The sequence below is a fragment of the Pseudomonas sp. 300 genome, assembly GCF_055803035.1.
Genome location: NZ_JAVLRV010000001.1, coordinates 1 through 18,847, shown reverse-complemented (window position 1 = coordinate 18,847; position 18,847 = coordinate 1). Strand labels below are relative to the sequence as shown.

Sequence of the window (18,847 nt, the reverse complement as noted above, 5' to 3'; positions counted from 1 at the left end):
TTAAACCGCCAGCGCCATATAGAACTGCGTGCCCTGCCCCGGCCTCGAATAAACGCCCATCCGTCCACCGTGCAACTGCACGATTTCCTTGCACAACGCCAGGCCGAGCCCTGCGCCACCCTTCTTGCGCCCAACCTGAACAAAGGGTTCGAAGATACGCCCCTGCTGGCCGTAGGCGATGCCTTCGCCATTATCCTCGACGCTGATGATCACCCGCTCCCCATGACGCCGTGCCTGCAAGCGTATCTGGCCCTCAGGGCCGGTATGGCGCAGAGCGTTGTCGATCAAGTTATCGAGCACTCGCTCCAGTTGCGGCTGATCGGCCTGCAACCACGGTAACGGCCCTTGTACCTCGACCAGCAGGTCGATGCCCTTCTCTTGCGCCGAATCGGCAAATCGCGACCGGGCCTGCTCCAGCAGCTCTTCGATGGAGCACGGCGCCAGCGAGAGTTTCTGCAGTCCGTTCTGGTAGCGGGAGAAGTTCAGCAAGTCGTTGATCAACTGCATCAAACGCTGCATCTCTTCATTGACCGTGTCCAGCAGATCAGCTTCTCGCGAGTCCTGCGGGAAATGCGCGCGCTCACGGAACAGGCCGAATGCCATGTGCATCCCGGTGACCGGCGTGCGCAGCTCATGGGAAGCGCGCAACACAAACTCGCTGCGCACCCGCTCGAAAGCACGCTGCTCGGTGACGTCATGCAACACCATCACCGCGCCCAGAATATGGCCCTGCGTATGACTGACCGGTGTGAGGCTGTAGGTGAGCAACCGCGACTCGCCATCGACTTCGATACTCAGGTCCTCCGGCGCCCGCTCCAACGTACCGCCCCGCAGCACCAATTGCAGCTGTTGATCCAGCTCGGGTCGTTCGAGCGCGGTGCCCAGCCCTTGGCCAAGACGATCGGTGTCCCAACCCAACTGGCGCTGCGCCACCGGGTTGAGGTGTTCCAGATGGCCATCGCGGTCGATCATCAGCAGGCCGTCGTCGATGCTGTCGAGCACCGCCTGCAAACGCTGCTGGCCCGCGAGCAACTCGTCGATGTTGGTGGCCTGATGCTGACGCAAAGCCTCGGCCATGATCCCGAATCGCTTGGTCAGCAGGTTCATTTCCACTGCCGAGGAAATCGGCAGGGTTACCTCGAAATTGCCTTGGCCGATGTTGTCGGCGGCCTGGGCCAAGGCCTCGATCGGTTCGCCGAAACGGCGTGCAATCGCATGAGCGGTGACAAAACCGATGATCAGCACCGCCAGTCCGACCAGCCCGAGCAGGCCGGCAATCAGCAGCGCTCGTTCCCGCGCCTGACGTTGCGTTTGATTGATGTTATCCAGCGCTCGCTTGTGCTCGGTAATCAGCCCGTTGCGCAACACGTTGAATTTTTCGGTGAGGTCTTCGTTGCCACTCAGGACATGAGACGGATCGCGTGTCTGGTCAAGCGCCTCAAGAAACCGCAGGTAATCGTCTTTGGCCTTTCTGAACCCGTATGGATTGCTCGCCTGGCTCTGCTCATGGGCGATGCCTTCATCCAGCAGCTGAAAATAATGCTGTTTGGACGCTTCAAACGCTGCAGCATCGGGTTTGTCACCCAGCATGAGGATCAGTTGATCGCCCAAGGTCTGACGCATCTTCAGGCCCAGGTCCAGGGTGACGAAGTTGTTGCGAATCAGCGCTTCCTGGGTTCCCGCCATCTGCATCACGCTGACCAGGCCGAGCAGAAGTCCCAGCAGCGCTACGGTGATCAGGGCGGAAATACTCAAAAAAAGCCGAGTACGCAACTTCATCGCCAGTTTCATCGTGCAAGGCTCACAAGTTGTACTGCTTGCGTTTGCGGTAGAGCGTCGAAGCGTCGATGCCGAGCGTCTTGGCGGCTTGATCCAGGGTGTCGGCGGTAGCGAGGACCGCACCGATGTGAGCTTTCTCCAGCTCATCCAGACTCAACGCTGCGCCGATGCGTGGCGCATTGTTGACCGGGGTTTCGGCCATGCCCAAGTGGCTGATTTCGACCCGCTCCTGTGGACAAATGATGCTTGCCCGCTCGACCACGTTGCGTAACTCGCGGATGTTACCGGGCCAGCGATAGCTGAGCAGCGCTTCACGGGCTTCATCACTGAAACCCCGCGCCGGACGTGCGTATTCCTTGACGAACCGGGCCAGAAAACGGTCAGCCAGGTTCAGGATATCTTCCCGTCGTTCGCGCAGCGGCGGCAGGTGCAACGTGATGACGTTCAGGCGATAGAGCAAGTCTTCGCGGAAACGGCCGTCGCGGACCATGTCTTCAAGGTTGAGGTTGGTGGCCGCGAGGATGCGCACATCGGCGCGGCGGGTGACCGGATCGCCAACGCGCTCATATTCTTTGTCCTGAATGAAACGCAGTAATTTTGGTTGCAACGTCAGGGGAAAATCGCCGATCTCGTCGAGAAACAGCGTTCCTCCGTCAGCCTGATTCACTCGCCCGAGGGTGCTTTCGCTGGCGCCGGTGAACGCGCCACGGCTGTGGCCGAAGAGCTCGCTTTCCATCAATTCGGCGGTCAGCGATGGGCAGTTGATGGTGACGCAGGATTTTTTCGCGCGTTTACTCCAGCCGTGAATAGCCTGAGACAGTTCACCCTTACCCGTACCGGACTCGCCGAGGATCAGGATGTTGGCATCCGTGCTGGCCACCTGGCGTGCGGTTTCAAGCACCACTTTCATCGCTGGGCTGTGGGAATCCAGACCGTCCTTGGGTTTGCGCACTTCACCTTCCAGCGCCTCCAGACGTGCCGACAGTTGCCGCACTTCCAGTTGCTTGGCGGTGGCCAGGCGCAATTGATCGGGGCTGCACGGCTTGACCAGATAATCAGCGGCGCCGGCCTGAATGGCATCCACCGCGGTGTCCACAGCCGAATGTGCGGTGACGATCACCACGCGCATCCACGGCGCCTGAATGCGCATCTGCGCCAACACGTCGAGGCCATTGTCCTCACCGAGGCGCAAATCCAGGAAGCACAGGTCGAACACCTGGCGTTGCAGCAGCGCATCAGCCTGGGCCGCGCTGTTGGCAGTGGCGACGCTGTAGCCTTCGTCTTCAAGACAATATCGGAACGTTCGCAGGATGGCGGACTCGTCGTCCACCAGCAGAATGCGGCCTTGGTGCTCAGTGGCTGATTCCATTTTCCTACGCTCCTTAAAGAATGATCTTGGTTAGTCCCGGAATAATCGGGCAAGTTGCATGGTTGATTCTGGTCGATTCCGACTACAGCAGGGTAGCTCTCTCCTCACCCTACGGCTAATCGCCTGATTTTGTTGTTTTTTTATCAGATAGCCGGTTTTCAGGAGATTCCCCATCTCCCCTTGTGACATCCGCGCCCTCCCCGCAATTCAAAAAAAGTGAAAGTACCTACGGATCTATCGTGCATTACGCACGACTGCGAAAGGGCCATCGTGCAGGATGCGTCCGACACGATTTTTATAAATAAAGTAACTAATTGATTTTTATAGAATTTTTAATCATAAAAAACTGGCACGCAGGCTGCAACAACCTGAATAACCAGGGCATTCAGCAACACCTAGCCCATTACAAGATCACCACAGAAGTGGGAGGAGCTTCAGGATGAATCGCCAACGTGCCGCCCAATTGCGAATCTCGCCACTGCATATCCAGCAAGGTCTGTTTGCTGTTCTGGCGCTCTTGATCACTTTGATCGGCGGCCAGCAGTTTCAGCGTTGGGAGCAGAGCCAGCAGCAAGAAGTGCCACGCGTGCCGATTCAGCATCCGACCCAAACCCACTTCAGCGCCGTCAGCAGCAGCTTCGCCGACAGCGTCCCGATGCGAATGATGGATGTCGACCAGGCTCAGCCTGCGGACGAGATGCCACGTCAGGAACGTTGGGTGTTCTAAACACACGAACTTGGCGCGCTCGCTGCGCCGGGATAAGCATCACGAGCAACACCTCTAAATAGAAGCGTAAGGAGAATCACCATGTTGAGCTGGGCAATCACATTCTTGATCATTGCCATCATCGCTGCGGTACTGGGCTTCGGTGGTATCGCGGGCACCGCCACGGGTATCGCCAAGATTCTCTTTGTCGTGTTCCTGGTGATGTTCATTGCTTCGTTCTTCTTTGGCCGTCGCGGTCGAGGTTGAAGATGAACGTTTCACTGAAAACGATGGCAGCCGCCCTGCTTCTGGGCGGCAGTGCCACCGTGATGGCGGCCAATGATGGCCAGGCGCGGGTCAACGAGTTGTTAAGCGCAGACCCGCAGTTTCACGACACTTGGCAAGGCGTGGTGAAGAAGGAAGAACGCCTGCCGGAATGGGTGATGAACCTGTCCGGCGATGCCGAGCAAATGAATGCGGTGGAAGAAGATGGCGACAAGTATCTGGTGGGGCCGCTCTGCGAATCGCATGACACATGCCTCAACGAACGCCTGATCGTGGCCGTCAGCTTCGACAAGAAGGATGCGTATGCCATGCTGGTCGAAGTGCCTGCCGGGTTGCCGGCCGACAAGTCGCCGACTCGGCACGCCGATTACCGCTTCCTCGGCAAGCCTGACCAAGGTATGCAGGACCTGTTGATGGAACAACTGAAAAAAGATCCGAACTGGTACTGAATTTGTCACACGAAAGAAGCAGCATTGCTTCTCTCCAATGCGCTACCCGAGGAAGGTAGACGCATGACCAAGGGGTCGGGACGTTCTGCCTGTTTCAGGGGCGGAGTGACCTACGGGTACAGGGAGTACCTGCGAAAGGGCCGGGTCAGGAAAAAGCTGCGACGCAAGTTCGCCGAGCCTCCAGCGCTCGACGGGCTTGCGAAGAGCTTATCCGCGCAAAGCGTTGTATTAGAGCGATCCGCTCGGTTTCGCTTCTCTACCCTCACAGGGTTACTGAGGATCACTGGAAAATACTTTTCCCGGTGTTTCTTGCGTGACCGTACATCGAGAAAAAAACGCCTGTTTTCGTAGCGATTTCTCGCCTGTCATCGTCCGATTTTTCTGAAATACCCCTCCTGCACAACTGATCAAAAAACACTCGACCGGCCCTGAAATGGCCGGTTCACGGCACTTATGCCTGCCGAAATGTCACATTCGAACCGATTGCGACGTCGGTTTCAGTAAAAAAACCTCATGCCGATTCGGCATAGGGTAGGCGTTTACGGCATTAGACGTCGCATCCTTGCATCGGAATAGTTGCGCCTTTTTTCGCCTGCCAGAGAGCCATAAATACTCGCTCCGGGGCACCTTATACGGGGGCAGATGCACAAGACTTTTTCGCCGCCGGCGTTCCAGTTGCTGCATCTGCCTGAGTCAAACGCAAGTAAGGGTAAAGATATGAAGAAGGCAAAGCTTAGCCTCGCCTGGCAGATCCTCATCGGTCTGGTGTTGGGGATTGCAATCGGTGCGCTGCTCAACCATTTCAGTGCCGAGAAGGCCTGGTGGATCAGCAACGTTCTGCAACCGGCAGGCGATATCTTTATCCGTCTGATCAAGATGATCGTGATCCCGATCGTGATCTCGTCGTTGATCGTCGGCATTGCAGGCGTCGGTGACGCGAAGAAACTTGGCAGCATCGGCCTCAAGACCATCATCTACTTCGAGATCGTCACCACGATCGCCATCGTCGTTGGTCTGGTGCTGGCCAACGTGTTCCACCCGGGCGCCGGCATCGACATGAGCACGCTGGGTACTGTGGATATCTCCAAGTATCAGGCCACGGCCGCCGAGGTACAGCATGAACATGCGTTCATCGAAACCATCCTCAACCTGATCCCGTCGAACATCTTCGCGGCCATCGCTCGCGGTGAAATGCTGCCGATCATCTTCTTCTCGGTGCTGTTCGGTCTCGGCCTGTCGAGCCTCAAGCCCGAGTTGCGCGACCCGCTGGTAACGATGTTCCAGGGCGTTTCGGAAAGCATGTTCAAGGTCACCCACATGATCATGAACTACGCCCCGATCGGCGTTTTCGCCCTGATCGCGGTGACCGTCGCCAACTTCGGCTTCGCGTCCCTGCTGCCGCTGGCCAAACTGGTCATCCTGGTTTACTTCGCTATCGCCTTCTTCGCCTTCATGGTGCTGGGCCTGATCGCTCGCCTGTTCGGCTTCTCGGTGATCAAACTGATGCGCATCTTCAAGGATGAGCTGGTGCTGGCCTACTCCACCGCCTCCTCCGAAACCGTGCTGCCGCGTGTGATCGAGAAGATGGAAGCCTACGGCGCGCCGAAAGCCATTTGCAGCTTCGTGGTGCCGACCGGTTACTCGTTCAACCTCGACGGTTCGACGCTTTATCAAAGCATCGCGGCCATCTTCATTGCCCAGCTCTACGGCATCGACCTGTCGATCAGCCAGCAATTGCTGCTGGTACTGACGCTGATGGTCACCTCCAAAGGCATCGCCGGTGTTCCGGGTGTGTCCTTCGTGGTGCTGCTGGCGACCTTGGGCAGCGTGGGTATCCCGCTGGAAGGCCTGGCGTTCATCGCCGGTGTCGACCGCATCATGGACATGGCGCGTACCGCTCTGAACGTGATCGGCAACGCCCTCGCCGTACTGGTCATCTCCCGTTGGGAAGGCATGTACGACGATGCGAAGGGCCAGCGCTACTGGAACTCGCTGCCGCACTGGCGCAGCAAGGAAAAATTGCCGGCTGGCGAGATTTCCCGCAACTGATAGCTGAACCCTGTGGAATCTGGCTTTTATGTGGGAGCCAGCCTGCTGGCGATAGCGGTGTATCAAACAACAGAAATGTTGAACGTGCCTGCCTCATCGCCAGCAGGCTGGCTCCCACAGTGACCCGAGCCAGCCACACAAACAAACCCCGGAGAAATCCGGGGTTTGTCGTTTCTGGCTACCCCGCTATCATTCGCCGCATTCTTCGGGGGATTTAACTGATGCTCAATGGCCTGTGGCTTGGCTTCTTCATCGTCGCGGCCGTGTCGGCGCTGGCGCAGTGGCTGATCGGCGGGAATGCCGGGATCTTCGCGGCGATGGTGGAAAGCATTTTCGCCATGGCCAAGCTGTCGGTCGAGGTCATGGTCCTGCTGTTCGGCACCCTCACCCTCTGGCTGGGCTTTCTGCGGATTGCCGAGAAGGCCGGGATCGTCGAATGGCTGGCCAAGGCGCTGGGCCCGTTGTTCCTGCGCCTGATGCCGGAAGTGCCGGCCGGTCACCCCGCCATCGGCCTGATCACCCTGAACTTCGCTGCCAACGGCCTGGGCCTGGACAACGCCGCCACGCCGATCGGCCTTAAAGCCATGAAGGCGCTGCAAGAGCTGAATCCCAGCGCCACCATCGCCAGCAATGCGCAAATCCTCTTTCTGGTGCTCAACGCCTCCTCCCTGACCCTGCTGCCGGTGACGATCTTCATGTACCGCGCGCAGCAAGGTGCGCCGGATCCGACGCTGGTGTTCCTGCCGATCCTGCTGGCCACCAGTTGCTCGACGCTGGTGGGTTTGCTGTCGGTGGCCTTCATGCAGCGTCTGCGCCTGTGGGACCCCGTGGTGCTCGCCTATCTGATCCCCGGCGCCCTGGCGCTCGGTGGCTTCATGGCGCTGCTGGCGACGCTCTCGGCGACCGCGCTGGCCGGCCTGTCATCGATCCTCGGCAACCTGACGCTGTTCGGGCTGATCATGCTGTTCCTGGTGATCGGCGCGCTGCGCAAAGTGAAGGTCTACGAGGCCTTCGTCGAGGGTGCGAAAGAAGGCTTCGACGTGGCAAAGAATCTGCTGCCGTATCTGGTGGCGATGCTCTGTGCCGTCGGCGTATTACGGGCGTCCGGCGCGCTGGATTTCGGTCTCGACGGGATTCGTCATCTGGTGGAATGGGCTGGCTGGGACACGCGCTTCGTCGACGCGCTGCCGACGGCGATGGTCAAACCGTTCTCCGGCAGCGCCGCACGGGCGATGCTGATCGAAACCATGAAAACGTCTGGGGTCGACAGCTTCCCTGCGTTGGTGGCGGCGACGGTTCAGGGCAGTACAGAGACGACGTTCTATGTGTTGGCCGTGTACTTCGGCGCCGTAGGGATTCAGCGGGCACGGCATGCGGTGGGGTGTGCGTTGCTGGCTGAATTGGCCGGTGTACTGGGCGCGATCGGTGTCTGCTACTGGTTCTTCGGCTAACCGAAAACCCTTGTGGGAGCGGGCTTGCCCGCTCCCACATTGGGGTTGTGTTGGCTTCAAGGCCTTGGTGGCGGCGCGAGTTTCTGTCCTTGTTCCACCGCCCAGCTCACCACCTGCGCGGTCAATTGATCACTGGCCAGGCCAAACCCGGCCACCACTGCCGGCACCTGCACATCGCTCAATGGCTGGCGCACTTCGAAGCGGCGGCTGGCGAGGATGCGCTGGTCATAACCGCGAACCAACAACGCATCCAGCCGCACGACCACGCTGGCAGCCGACCCCTGATACTCAGTCTGGAACGCCTGCAAACTCCCGCCCAATTCCAGGTCCGCCTGGAAATTACTGTCGTCGGTGCTCAACAACGCAACCCGACCGTCACGCTGAAAACCATCGAGCAGGCGATTGCGCAGCAGCACCGGCGCCGGATCACTCCAGCGGGAAGCCTTGTAGCTGCTGATCAGATCGCCTTGCGGAATTACGGCGATTTGCGGGCTGTTCAACGCCTCGCTGGCCTGCGGCTTGGTCAGGCGCAAGGACCAGCGCTGCGGCGTGCCGTGGCTGGGAGAAACGCTCTGGGCCGAGGGCAACCGATACACATCGGACGGCTCGGACTTGGGCAGGATCGAGCAGGCGCTGGTCAGCGCAAAAGCGCCGAGGAGGGCGATGTGAGTCAGCTTCATGGCGTGAACTCCTTGTTCTTGTCATTGCCCAGCAAGTAACCGCTCGGGTTGGCTTCCAGGCGCTGGGAAATCGCGCGCAACGAGGTCAAGGTATCGCGCAACTCACGTACAGCGGGGGCCAGACCATTGAGGCCTTGCATGCCGCTGTTGAGCGAATCCTGATTGTTGGTCAGCAATTTGTTGATCGTCGCGCTGCTTTGCTCGAGCGACTTCATCGCCTGCTCGGCGCTGCCGAACATGTGCTTGCCCTGGTCGTTGAGCAGACCGTTGGCGTTGCGCATCAGCGCCGACGTTTGTTCCAGCATCGCACCGGCCTGCTTGCCGACCGATGCCAGTTGCTGCATCGCCTGACGGAGGTCACCGCGCTGATCGGCGATGGTGCCGGTGGTTTGTTCCAGATGTTCGAGGGTCTTGCTGATGCGCTCGACGTTCTCCGTCGAAAACATCTGATTGGCGTTGTGCATCAACACGTTCACTCCGGCCATCAGATCGTTGCTGTCATTGAGCAACCGAGCGATGGGCGAGGGTGAAGCCACAATCGTCGGCAAGTTGCCATCCCGACCCTTGAGCGTCGGGCTCTGCGGTGTACCGCCACTGAGCTGAATGATCGACGTTCCGGTGATCCCGGTCAGCGCCAGTTTGGCCTGGGTGTCTTCCTTGATCGGCGTATCACCGCCCAGGCGAATCCGGGCCAACACCCGGCGCGGGTCTTTCGGGTCCAGGCGCAACGTCACCACGTCACCGACCTTGATCCCGCTGTATTGCACGGCGCTGCCCTTGGACAGGCCGCTGACCGCCTCGTTGAAGACGATTTCGTAATCCTTGAACTCGGTGTCGACGCTGGACTTGGCCAGCCACAAGCCGAAGAGCAGGGCGCCTGCCACAACAATCACCGTGAACAGGCCGATCAATACATGATGGGCTCGGGTTTCCATGTCAGACCTCATTCAACTGTTGAGCGGCTGTCAGCGCCGCGCGGCCGCGAGGGCCATGGAAGTATTCGTGAATCCACGCGTCGTCGGTTTCCGAAACCTTGTCGATGGCGTCCGCCACCAGCACTTTCTTCTGCGCCAGTACCGCCACGCGGTCGGTGATGGTGTAGAGCGTGTCGAGGTCATGGGTCACCAGAAACACACTCAACCCCAACGCATCACGCAAAGTCAGGATCAACTGGTCGAAGGCCGCCGCGCCGATGGGATCGAGGCCGGCGGTGGGTTCGTCGAGGAACAGGATGTCCGGGTCCAGTGCCAACGCACGGGCCAGTGCCGCGCGCTTGATCATGCCGCCGGACAGCGAGGCGGGATACTTGTCCGCCGCCGACAGCGGCAACCCGGCCAACGCCAGTTTCACCGCCGCCAGGTGCTCGGCATCATTGCGGCTCAAGCCGGCGTGTTCGATCAGGGGCAGGGCGACGTTCTCGGTCACGGTCAGCGAAGAGAACAAGGCGCCTTTCTGAAACAGCACACCGAAGCGCCGTTCAATCTTCGAGCGCTCGTGTTCGGACAGCGTCGGCAGGTTCTTGCCAAAGACCTTCACCACGCCTTCGCTGGGCTGGCGCAGGCCGACAATGCTGCGCAGCAGCACTGATTTGCCGCTGCCGGAACCGCCAACCACGGCGAGGATTTCGCCCTTGTACAGATCCAGGTCGAGGTTCTCGTGCACACTCTGGCGGCCAAAGCGATTACACAGCCCACGGACTTCGATCACCGCCTCGGAGGGCGCTCGGGGTAGACGACTCACCAGCCCATCTCCATGAAAAACAGCGCGGCCACGGCGTCGAGCACGATCACCACGAAAATCGACTGCACCACGCTCGACGTGGTGTGCGCACCCACAGATTCGGCGCTGCCACTGACCTTGAAGCCTTCAAGGCAACCAATGGCGGCGATGAGGAACGCAAAGATCGGCGCTTTGACGATGCCGACCACGAAGTGCTGAACGCCGATGTCGGTTTGCAGCAGCGACAAGAACATCGCCGGCGAGATATCCAGCGCCACGGCGCAGACCACGCCACCGCCGACAATCCCCGATAGCATCGCCAGAAAGGTCAGCATCGGCAGCGCGACCAGCAGCGCCAGCACGCGTGGCACCACCAGCAACTCCATCGGGTCGAGACCCAAGGTGCGGATGGCGTCGATTTCTTCGTTGGCCTTCATCGAGCCGATCTGCGCGGTAAACGCACTGGCGGTGCGCCCGGCCATCAGGATCGCGGTCAGCAACACGCCGAATTCACGTAGAAAGGAGAACGCCACCAGGTCCACGGTGAAGATGCTCGCACCGAAACTCTTCAGCACCGTCGCCCCGAGAAACGCCACGACGGCGCCCACCAGAAAGGTCAGAAGGGCAACGATGGGGGCGGCGTCGAGGCCGGTCTGTTCAATGTGCGCGACCATGGGCGTGATGCGCCAGCGCTTCGGGCGGAACAGGCCGCGGGCGATGGTTTCCAGAATCAGGCCGACGAAGCCCAGCAATTGCAGGGTGTCTTGCCAGACGGCGTCTACCGCGCGGCCAATGCGGGTCAGCAGTTGAATGCCGACGCCGATTTCCGCTTCCTTGATCGGTACGCAGAAGTCCGTCATCGAACAATAAACGGTCTGCAACAAGGCACGATCGGCGACAGACAAGGTGCAGTCGGGATGTTCGGCGGATTTGCCGAGGCGGTCCGAACCGAGCAATTCCACCAGCAGCGAGGCGCCGGCGGTGTCGAGCGCGCCGAGGCCGTTAAGGTCGATGTGGGTGCTGTCGTCGTATTGCCCGCGAAGCTTTTCGCTCAGGTCCTTGAGTTCGGCGTAATGGGCAAGCGTCCAATCACCCGTCACCCGCAATTGAGCGGGGGAGTGAGCGGCGTCCAGTTGGGCATTGCCGGCCATTGTGCTGCTGGTCATAAGCTCCGTGCTTGTTCGGCTGTTACACAGATCTACGTAATAGCACGAACCCCATTACTTTTCTTTGGTCGGTGTGCTGTCTGTGATCTTGAAGCGCAACACACCGATCAACTGGCCATCCTCGGTGAGTACCCGAACCTGCCACTTGCCCGCCGGGTTACCGGGGAAGTTCTGCTTGTGGGTCCAGGCGCGATAGCCTTCCTTGCGCCCGCCGTGGATATCCAGGGCGATGCGGTCGACCTCTTTGCCGTTGAACTGCCAGACATGGTAAATCCGCTCGTCCAAGCCGCGCGGGGCGTTGATCGCGGTGTAGGCGTACAGGCCGTCTCCACGGATCTGCTCGGCGCTGACTTCGTCCAGGCTTTTGCCGGGTGTGCGGTCCTGCATTTGCGTGCTGATCGCCACATCGGTCATCCACAGCGTGGCCGGCGGCACCCACGAGCGCAGCACCCAACCCACGCCACCGATGCCGACGGTGATACTCAGGATTGCCAGCGCGTTGCGCACGGTACGAATGGGGAAGATCGACGCCAGGCTCGGGAACGACAGCACGACAGCCGTGCCCAGGGCCAGTTTGAAACTCTGGGAGGTGGTCAGGTGCAGGATGACGGGCAGGGCGGTCAACAGCGCCGCGAACAGCGTCAGGGTGTGCAGCGCCAGAAACGCCCAGCGCCGGGGCGCCAGCCATTTGTAGTAGAGCGGGTCGGTGATGGAAATCAGCGCGGCGATGCACAGCAGCCCGGTGAAAAACAACTGGCCGCTGTTCCAGGTCGTGGTGATGAAAAAGAACGGCAGGACAAAGAACAGACTTTCCTGGTGGATCATCTGCGTGGCGTAGCGCAGCAGCGGCTGGGGGATTTCGCGCTTGAAGATTCGGGTGAAAAGTTTGGTGAGGCTGTTTTCCAGCATCAGCCAGATCCAGCTGAGCACCATGATGATGGTGATCCAGGTCGCCAGGCCTTGCTGGCGATCGACCAGCATGAAGCTGCCGACCCCGGAGATGAAACCGCCGAGCGCAATGACCCCTGGGTAGCGCTTCATCAACTCGAGGATGCGCTGTACGAACAAGGTCAGGGTAGGCATTCGGCGATTCACAATAGTCGTAGGAAATATCCCCGACAGGTTACCGCCGAGGAGGGCGGTGTGGCGAGGTCAAATCGCATTCATGGATACACACCGAACTGTAGGAGCCCGCAGACAAGCTGGCTCCCACAAAGGAGGTTATCGATTGCGATGGACGCGCCAGGCCAACAGTCCAAACACCCCTAACCCCAAGACCCCGGCAATCGCCCACATGACCTGATCATAACTCATCAACGGCCTCTCGATCCGCAGATAACCCGGTTGCAAGAGCAATTCGCGCATGGCCTTGTTGGCTTCTGCCAGCGTGACCCGCTGGAGTTCCTTGGCCGGGTCGGCGAAACGGCCGTCTTCGTAGTCACCCAGCGCGCCCCAGTAGTAATCGGCCAACGCACTGTTGCCTTGCACGGCCCAAGCCTGCCGCGCGATGGCGGCCTGTTTGAGGCGGTTGAAGGTGTCGGCATCCAGGCCGTCCTTGAGCAACCTGGCTTTCAACTCATCCAGCACCTGCTCCGCCTCCGGCACGGCGTCGCGCTCAAGGTCGGCGTTGAGGCTCATGAAACCCACCCCGCCAAACACTTCGCGCTCGGCGGAGGGGCCATAAGACAAACCATGGGCGAGGCGCATCTGACGATAGAGCGCCCAATCCAGATAGTCCTTGAGCAGGTCGAAGGTTTCATCGTGCTGATCCTCCAGCACGGGCTCCGGCACCAGCCAGTGCAACTTCGCACCGCCACCGACGAAGCCGTGACTCAAGGTACGCTCATGTGCCGCGCTGGCCTGGATTTGCGGGAGTGGCGGGTGTTCGGTTGGGTCAATTGCGTCAAGTTCACCCCAGGCCCGTTCCAGATAACCCGGCAGCAAGCGATCGAGATCGCCGACCACGATCAGGGTCATGTTGTTGGGTGCGTACCAGGCCTTGCGCACCGTCTCCAGTTGTTCGCGGGTCAGGTGATCGACCTCGGCCCGTTCCGGGCATTTAAGCCCCAGTTCCACGGCCAGTTGATTGCTCGCGGTGTGGCCCAGGTCCTGACGATCCAGCCACCGTTGCAAATGCGAGTAATGGCCGCCGTCTTCGCGCTCGACCACTTGCTTGGCGGCGTTGATGGCGTTGTCGTCGATTCGGGTCTGGGTCAACAGCGCCAACAGCAGGTCGAGGACCTTGCGCTGGTTTTTCGCCGGGGCTTCGATGACGAACGTGGTGTCGGCATTGCTGGTGTAGGCGTTCCACTCGCCACCCAGCGCCTGCATGCGCTCTTCCAGACCGCCTTCGCCGGTGGCGTCGATGCCGCTGAACAGCAGGTGTTCGAGTAGATGCGGCAGTTCTTTTTCGGCGCAGCTGAAATCATCGATACCGACGCCGACCACCAGTCGAATCGCTACATGCCCGCGTTCGGTGCCGGGCTTGAGCAGCAATTGCAGGCCGTTGGGCAGGGTGTAACCCTCAACCTGAAATCGGTCCAGGGCAAACGAGGGCAGTGATCCGAGCAACAGGCAGGCGAACAACAGACAACGCATAGCAAGCTTCCAGGCAATCAATCGGAGATCCGTGTCGTCCTTTAGGTCGCTATCGCGGGCAAGCCCGCTCCCACAGTGATCTTTTGTGCAACTGGAATGATGTCCGACCCGGATCACCTGTGGGAGTGGGCTCGCCCGCGAAGACGGTCTTGAGGCTGAACCACTGTAACTGACTGACCACACTGCCAGACGTTCAAGGCGAATGTGTGATGTCAGCCAAATCATCGACGACGAGCGCGCCGGTGTCAGACGTTTCCAGAACCACATAAGCGCTGCTGCAAAACAGAGAATTCAGGCGCTTCATATCGGCAATCAGCTCCAGGTGCAGCGAACTGGTCTCGATACTTTGCACGATCTTACGTTGCAACCGGCTGACGTGAGCATGGGCCAGGCGCCGTTCCTGTGCGCGAAAGCGACGTTTCTCACGCAGCAACTGGCGGGCACTTTCCTTGTCGGCGCTGAGGAACACCGACAATCCCAGGCGCAAATTGGAAATCAGCTGACTGTGCAGACCCGCCAACTCGTCCAGGCCGACCTCGGAAAAAGACCGGCGCTGCGAGGTTTTCTGTTGTTGCACCTTGCGCAACATGCGCTCGATCAGGTCGCTGGCGAGTTTGAGGTTGATCGCCAGTTCGATGATTTCCGCCCAGCGCCGACTGTCATGTTCACTCAGGTCTTCACGGGGCATCTGTGCCAGATAGAGCTTGATCGAGCTGTAGAGCGATTCCACATCATCAGTCAGGCGGCGCATTTCCTGGGTCACGGCGGTTTGCTTGCCGCGCAGTACGTCGAGCATGGCTTCGAGCATGTTGTCGATCAGATCACCGATACGCAGGGTTTCGCGGGCGGCGTTGGCCAGCGCCAGGCTGGGAGTGACCAGCGCCGTCGGATCGAGGTGCCGCGGTTTGGCCGTGCCATTGATTTCCGGGCGCTCCGGCAACAGCCATGCACACAGCCGCGCCATCACGCCGACCGTCGGCAGCAAAATCAGGCAGCGCGCGGTGTTGTAGAGCAAGTGGAAGCCGATGACCATTTCCTGGGGACTGAAGTCGAGGCTGTCGATCCAGTGCACCAACGGGTCGAGCACCGGAATGATCAGCAGCAGGCCGATCAGCTTGTACAGCAAGCTCCCGAGCGCCACCTGACGACCCGCAGCGTTCTGCATGCTGGTGCTCATGAACGCCAGAATGCCGCTGCCGATGTTCGCGCCGATCACCAGGCCGATGGCCACCGGCAAACTGATCACACTGGCACCGGCCAGGGTCGCGGTCAGCAGGACGGCGGCCAGGCTGGAGTAGGAAACCATCGCGAACAAGGCGCCGACCAGGGCGTCGAGCAGGATGTCGCCGGTCAGCGAAGCAAAGATGACCTTGACCCCTTGGGCCTGGGTAATCGGCGCCGCGGCTTCGACGATCAGTTGCAGGGCCAGAATGATCAGCCCCAGACCGATGGCCACCCGCCCCATCTGGCCCAGGCGCGTCTGTTTACGCGACAGAAAGAAAATCACCCCAAGAAAGATCAGCAGCGGCGACAACCACGACAAATCAAACGTCAGCACCCGTGCCATCAGCGCGGTCCCGACGTCGGCGCCGAGCATGGTCGCCAGCGCCGGCATCAGCGCCATCAGGCCTTGGCCGACAAAGGAGGTGACCAGCATCGCGGTGGCGTTGCTGCTCTGGACCATGGCGGTCACGACAATGCCGGCGATGAACGCCAACCAGCGCTTGGACATGTTCTGGCCGATCACATGGCGCAGGTTGGAGCCGTAGACCCGCAGAATGCCGGTTCGGACGATGTGCGTGCCCCAGATCAGCAAGGCCACGGCAGATAGCAAATTGAGCAGGGTGAGCATACGGGCCCCCTGTGGTGGTAGCGCCCCAAAGGAGCAAGTTGACGGTGCCGCGCGACTTTCTACGTTGTGTACTTAAGCTGTAGTTGGCTAACGGTCTGCGCGCCAGCATCGCATAGCTAAAGAGACGATTGAAACAAAACTGTCATGAAAACAGCTCGATGCAGAAAAAGAAAAAGGAGCCCGAAGGCTCCTTTTTTGTCAGCACAGCATTCGGGTCATTGACCCGGAATATCCTTGCGCAGTTTCACCGGATCCTGCTGTTTCTTCTTTTTCGCAATCGCGGTGCGCATCTTGATGTTGATCGCTTCCACCGCCAGCGAGAACGCCATGGCGAAGTAGACATAGCCTTTTGGCACATGCACGTCGAAGGATTCGGCAATCAGCACGGTACCGACGATCAACAGGAACGACAGCGCCAGCATCTTCAGCGAAGGGTGCTTGTCGATGAACTCGCTGATGGTGCCGGAAGCCAGCATCATCACCAGCACGGCCACGATGATCGCCGCAACCATGACCGGTACGTGGGAGACCATGCCGACGGCGGTGATGACCGAGTCCAGCGAGAACACGATGTCGATGATCGCGATCTGGATGATGGTGTAGAGGAAGTTGCCGCCCTTGCCGCCCGGCTCCTCGTTGGTTTCGTCTTCACCTTCCAGCGCGTGGTACATCTCCTGCGAGCTCTTCCACAGCAGGAACAGACCACCGAAGAACAGGATCAGGTCTCGCCCGGAAATACCCTGGCCGAAAACCTCGAACAGGTCTGCGGTGAGGCGCATGACCCAGGTGATCGACAGCAGCAACAGAATCCGCGTGACCATGGCCAGCGCCAGGCCGAAAATCCGGGTGCGCTGCTGCATGTGTTTGGGCATGCGGCTGACCAGGATCGAAATCATGATGATGTTATCGATACCCAGGACGATTTCCAGGGCGGTCAGGGTAAAGAAGGCAACCCAGATTTCAGGGTTGGTCAGCCATTCCATGTGTATTCCTTTGAGCGAGTGTTAAACCAGAACGGGCCCAGGCTTTAAACAGCAAAGCCTGGACCCGTTATGGTGAGTCTTGGGCTTATAGAGTGCTGAACAGTGGGAAAATCCCCATCAGCAATGCTGCAACCAGTATGCACATGCACACCAGCACTGCCCATTTCAGGGTAAAGCGCTGATGGTCACCGAAGTCGATGCCGGCCAGGGCCACCAACAAATACGTCGATGGTACCAGCGGGCTCAGCAAGTGGACGGGCTGACCGACGATCGAGGCACGTGCCATTTCAACCGCGGTTATACCGTAATGACTGGCAGCTTCGGCAAGTACTGGTAACACGCCGTAATAAAATGCGTCATTCGACATGAAGAACGTGAACGGCATGCTCACCAGCGCGGTGATCACGGCCAGGTACGGGCCGAGGAAATCCGGGATGACCGCCAGCAGGCTCTTCGACATCGCATCGACCATGCCGGTGCCCGACAGGATACCGGTGAAGATGCCTGCCGCGAAGATCAAACCGACCACTGCCAGCACGCTGCCGGCGTGGGCCGCGACGCGATCCTTCTGCTGTTGCAGGCAAGGATAGTTGACGATCATCGCAATACTGAACGCCACCATGAACAACACCGGCAACGGCAGCAGGCCAGCGATCAGGGTGCACATCAGGACGAACGTCAAGGCGCCGTTGAACCAGATCAGCTTTGGACGACGGGCGTCCGGGAACTGCGAAACGCTGATTTCGCTGTGGTCGATTTCGTCGCCCACCAGGTGCAGCTCACCCAGACGTGCACGTTCACGCTTGCCGTAGAAGTAAGCGATGGCCAGGATGGCCACGACACCGGCAGCCATCGCCGGAATCATCGGCACGAAGATGGCCGAAGGGTCCACGTGCAGCGCACTCGCGGCACGGGCGGTCGGGCCGCCCCATGGGGTCATGTTCATCACGCCACCGGCGAGGATGATCAGACCGGCCATGATCCGCGGGCTCATGCCGATGCGGCTGTACAGCGGCAGCATGGCGGCCACGCAGATCATGTAAGTGGTCGCGCCGTCACCATCGAGGGAGACGACGAGCGCCAGTACGGCGGTGCCGACCGAAACTTTCAACGGGTCGCCCTTGACCAGTTTGAGGATCTTGCGCACGGCCGGGTCGAACAGGCCGGAGTCGATCATCAGGGCGAAGTAGAGGATGGCGAACATCAGCATCACGCCGGTCGGCGCAAGCTTGGTGATGCCTTCGAGCATCATCGGGCCGATCTTCGGCGCAAAACCGCCGAACAGGGCGAAGACGATCGGGATGATGATCAAGGCGATCAGCGCGGACAGGCGCTTGGTCATGATCAGGAACATGAACGTGATGACCATGGCGAAGCCAAGGAAAGTCAGCATGGGAATACTCCAGGCGTAGCGCGGCTAGGGAATGGGCGAACCGGGTGGGTCAGCGCAGAACGGGAAGCACGAGGCGTACGGGAGGAGTTGCAGCGAAGCGGCGGGTTGTAAAGGACATCAGGGTCACCATTGTTGTTGTTAAAGGGCTGTGCGAGCGATAAAACGCTGGCATTGGCCGACCGGTCTGTTGCCGGTAGTGGGGCGATCCTAATCGGGGAAGCTTTCACCGAGCTTTCGCCGATGAAAGCATTGACCGGATGTACAACCGGTCGTCGGACCGGGCAGAGAGGGAAACCGAGTTGAGGCCATCGCGGTGTAGAAACGGACACATCCTTTACGATTGAAACCGGGGACATCCTTTACGTTTC

16 protein-coding genes are annotated in these 18,847 nt (G+C 59.7%); 5 read left to right on the top strand and 11 right to left on the bottom strand.

All coding sequences use genetic code 11. The annotated features are described in order from the left end of the window. Positions 1-1,791: an ATP-binding protein gene (locus Q7W83_RS00080; protein WP_150630679.1), complete on the bottom strand. Its 1,791-nt coding sequence runs from the start codon at positions 1,789-1,791 to the stop codon at positions 1-3. Between the two features lie 10 nt (positions 1,792-1,801). Then, positions 1,802-3,148 carry a sigma-54-dependent response regulator transcription factor AlgB gene (gene algB, locus Q7W83_RS00075; RefSeq protein WP_084317523.1) on the bottom strand — a complete coding sequence of 449 codons (1,347 nt, stop codon included), beginning with the start codon at positions 3,146-3,148 and terminating at the stop codon, positions 1,802-1,804. A 439-nt stretch (positions 3,149-3,587) separates the two neighbouring features. Here algB and Q7W83_RS00070 point away from each other — a divergent pair, with 439 nt between their 5' ends. The 5 genes from Q7W83_RS00070 (at position 3,588) to Q7W83_RS00050 (ending at position 8,088) form a co-directional block, all read left to right on the top strand. Beyond that, complete coding sequence (locus Q7W83_RS00070; RefSeq protein WP_150630678.1) at positions 3,588-3,875, top strand: hypothetical protein; 288 nt, start codon at positions 3,588-3,590, stop codon at positions 3,873-3,875. Positions 3,876-3,956: 81 nt separating this feature from the next. Next, entirely contained in the window at positions 3,957-4,121 is a 165-nt protein-coding gene (locus tag Q7W83_RS00065) for a DUF1328 domain-containing protein (protein ID WP_003177151.1), read from the top strand. A gap of 2 nt (positions 4,122-4,123) precedes the next feature. Then, positions 4,124-4,588, top strand: coding sequence for an inhibitor of vertebrate lysozyme family protein (locus Q7W83_RS00060; protein ID WP_150630677.1), 465 nt, complete (start codon positions 4,124-4,126; stop codon positions 4,586-4,588). A gap of 717 nt (positions 4,589-5,305) precedes the next feature. Continuing rightward, on the top strand, positions 5,306-6,637 hold the full coding sequence (gene gltP / locus Q7W83_RS00055) for a glutamate/aspartate:proton symporter GltP (RefSeq protein WP_084317807.1): 1,332 nt from the start codon (positions 5,306-5,308) through the stop codon (positions 6,635-6,637). Positions 6,638-6,858: 221 nt separating this feature from the next. Continuing rightward, positions 6,859-8,088, top strand: a complete 1,230-nt coding sequence (locus tag Q7W83_RS00050) for a nucleoside recognition domain-containing protein (protein ID WP_150630676.1) — start codon at positions 6,859-6,861, stop codon at positions 8,086-8,088. A 56-nt stretch (positions 8,089-8,144) separates the two neighbouring features. Here Q7W83_RS00050 and Q7W83_RS00045 read toward each other — a convergent pair whose 3' ends face one another. From Q7W83_RS00045 to Q7W83_RS00005, 9 genes are all read right to left on the bottom strand, one after another. Further along, entirely contained in the window at positions 8,145-8,768 is a 624-nt protein-coding gene (locus Q7W83_RS00045) for an ABC-type transport auxiliary lipoprotein family protein (RefSeq protein WP_150639390.1), read from the bottom strand. Next, positions 8,765-9,703: an MlaD family protein gene (locus Q7W83_RS00040; protein WP_150639391.1), complete on the bottom strand. Its 939-nt coding sequence runs from the start codon at positions 9,701-9,703 to the stop codon at positions 8,765-8,767. The genes Q7W83_RS00045 and Q7W83_RS00040 overlap by 4 nt, the downstream gene beginning before the upstream one ends. A gap of 1 nt (position 9,704) precedes the next feature. Further along, entirely contained in the window at positions 9,705-10,508 is an 804-nt protein-coding gene (locus Q7W83_RS00035; protein WP_150630673.1) for an ABC transporter ATP-binding protein, read from the bottom strand. Next, entirely contained in the window at positions 10,505-11,653 is a 1,149-nt protein-coding gene (locus Q7W83_RS00030) for an ABC transporter permease (RefSeq protein WP_150630672.1), read from the bottom strand. The genes Q7W83_RS00035 and Q7W83_RS00030 overlap by 4 nt, the downstream gene beginning before the upstream one ends. A gap of 54 nt (positions 11,654-11,707) precedes the next feature. Then, positions 11,708-12,736, bottom strand: coding sequence for a DUF5924 family protein (locus Q7W83_RS00025; protein WP_150630671.1), 1,029 nt, complete (start codon positions 12,734-12,736; stop codon positions 11,708-11,710). A 138-nt stretch (positions 12,737-12,874) separates the two neighbouring features. Beyond that, complete coding sequence (locus tag Q7W83_RS00020; protein ID WP_473655520.1) at positions 12,875-14,251, bottom strand: M16 family metallopeptidase; 1,377 nt, start codon at positions 14,249-14,251, stop codon at positions 12,875-12,877. A gap of 193 nt (positions 14,252-14,444) precedes the next feature. After that, the gene (locus Q7W83_RS00015) at positions 14,445-16,103 is read right to left on the bottom strand and encodes a Na/Pi cotransporter family protein (protein WP_150630669.1); all 1,659 of its coding nucleotides are present in this window, start codon (positions 16,101-16,103) and stop codon (positions 14,445-14,447) included. A gap of 215 nt (positions 16,104-16,318) precedes the next feature. Beyond that, positions 16,319-17,086: a TerC family protein gene (locus Q7W83_RS00010; RefSeq protein ID WP_150630668.1), complete on the bottom strand. Its 768-nt coding sequence runs from the start codon at positions 17,084-17,086 to the stop codon at positions 16,319-16,321. Between the two features lie 85 nt (positions 17,087-17,171). After that, positions 17,172-18,479: a CitMHS family transporter gene (locus tag Q7W83_RS00005; protein ID WP_150630667.1), complete on the bottom strand. Its 1,308-nt coding sequence runs from the start codon at positions 18,477-18,479 to the stop codon at positions 17,172-17,174. Between the last annotated feature and the right edge of the window lie 368 nt (positions 18,480-18,847).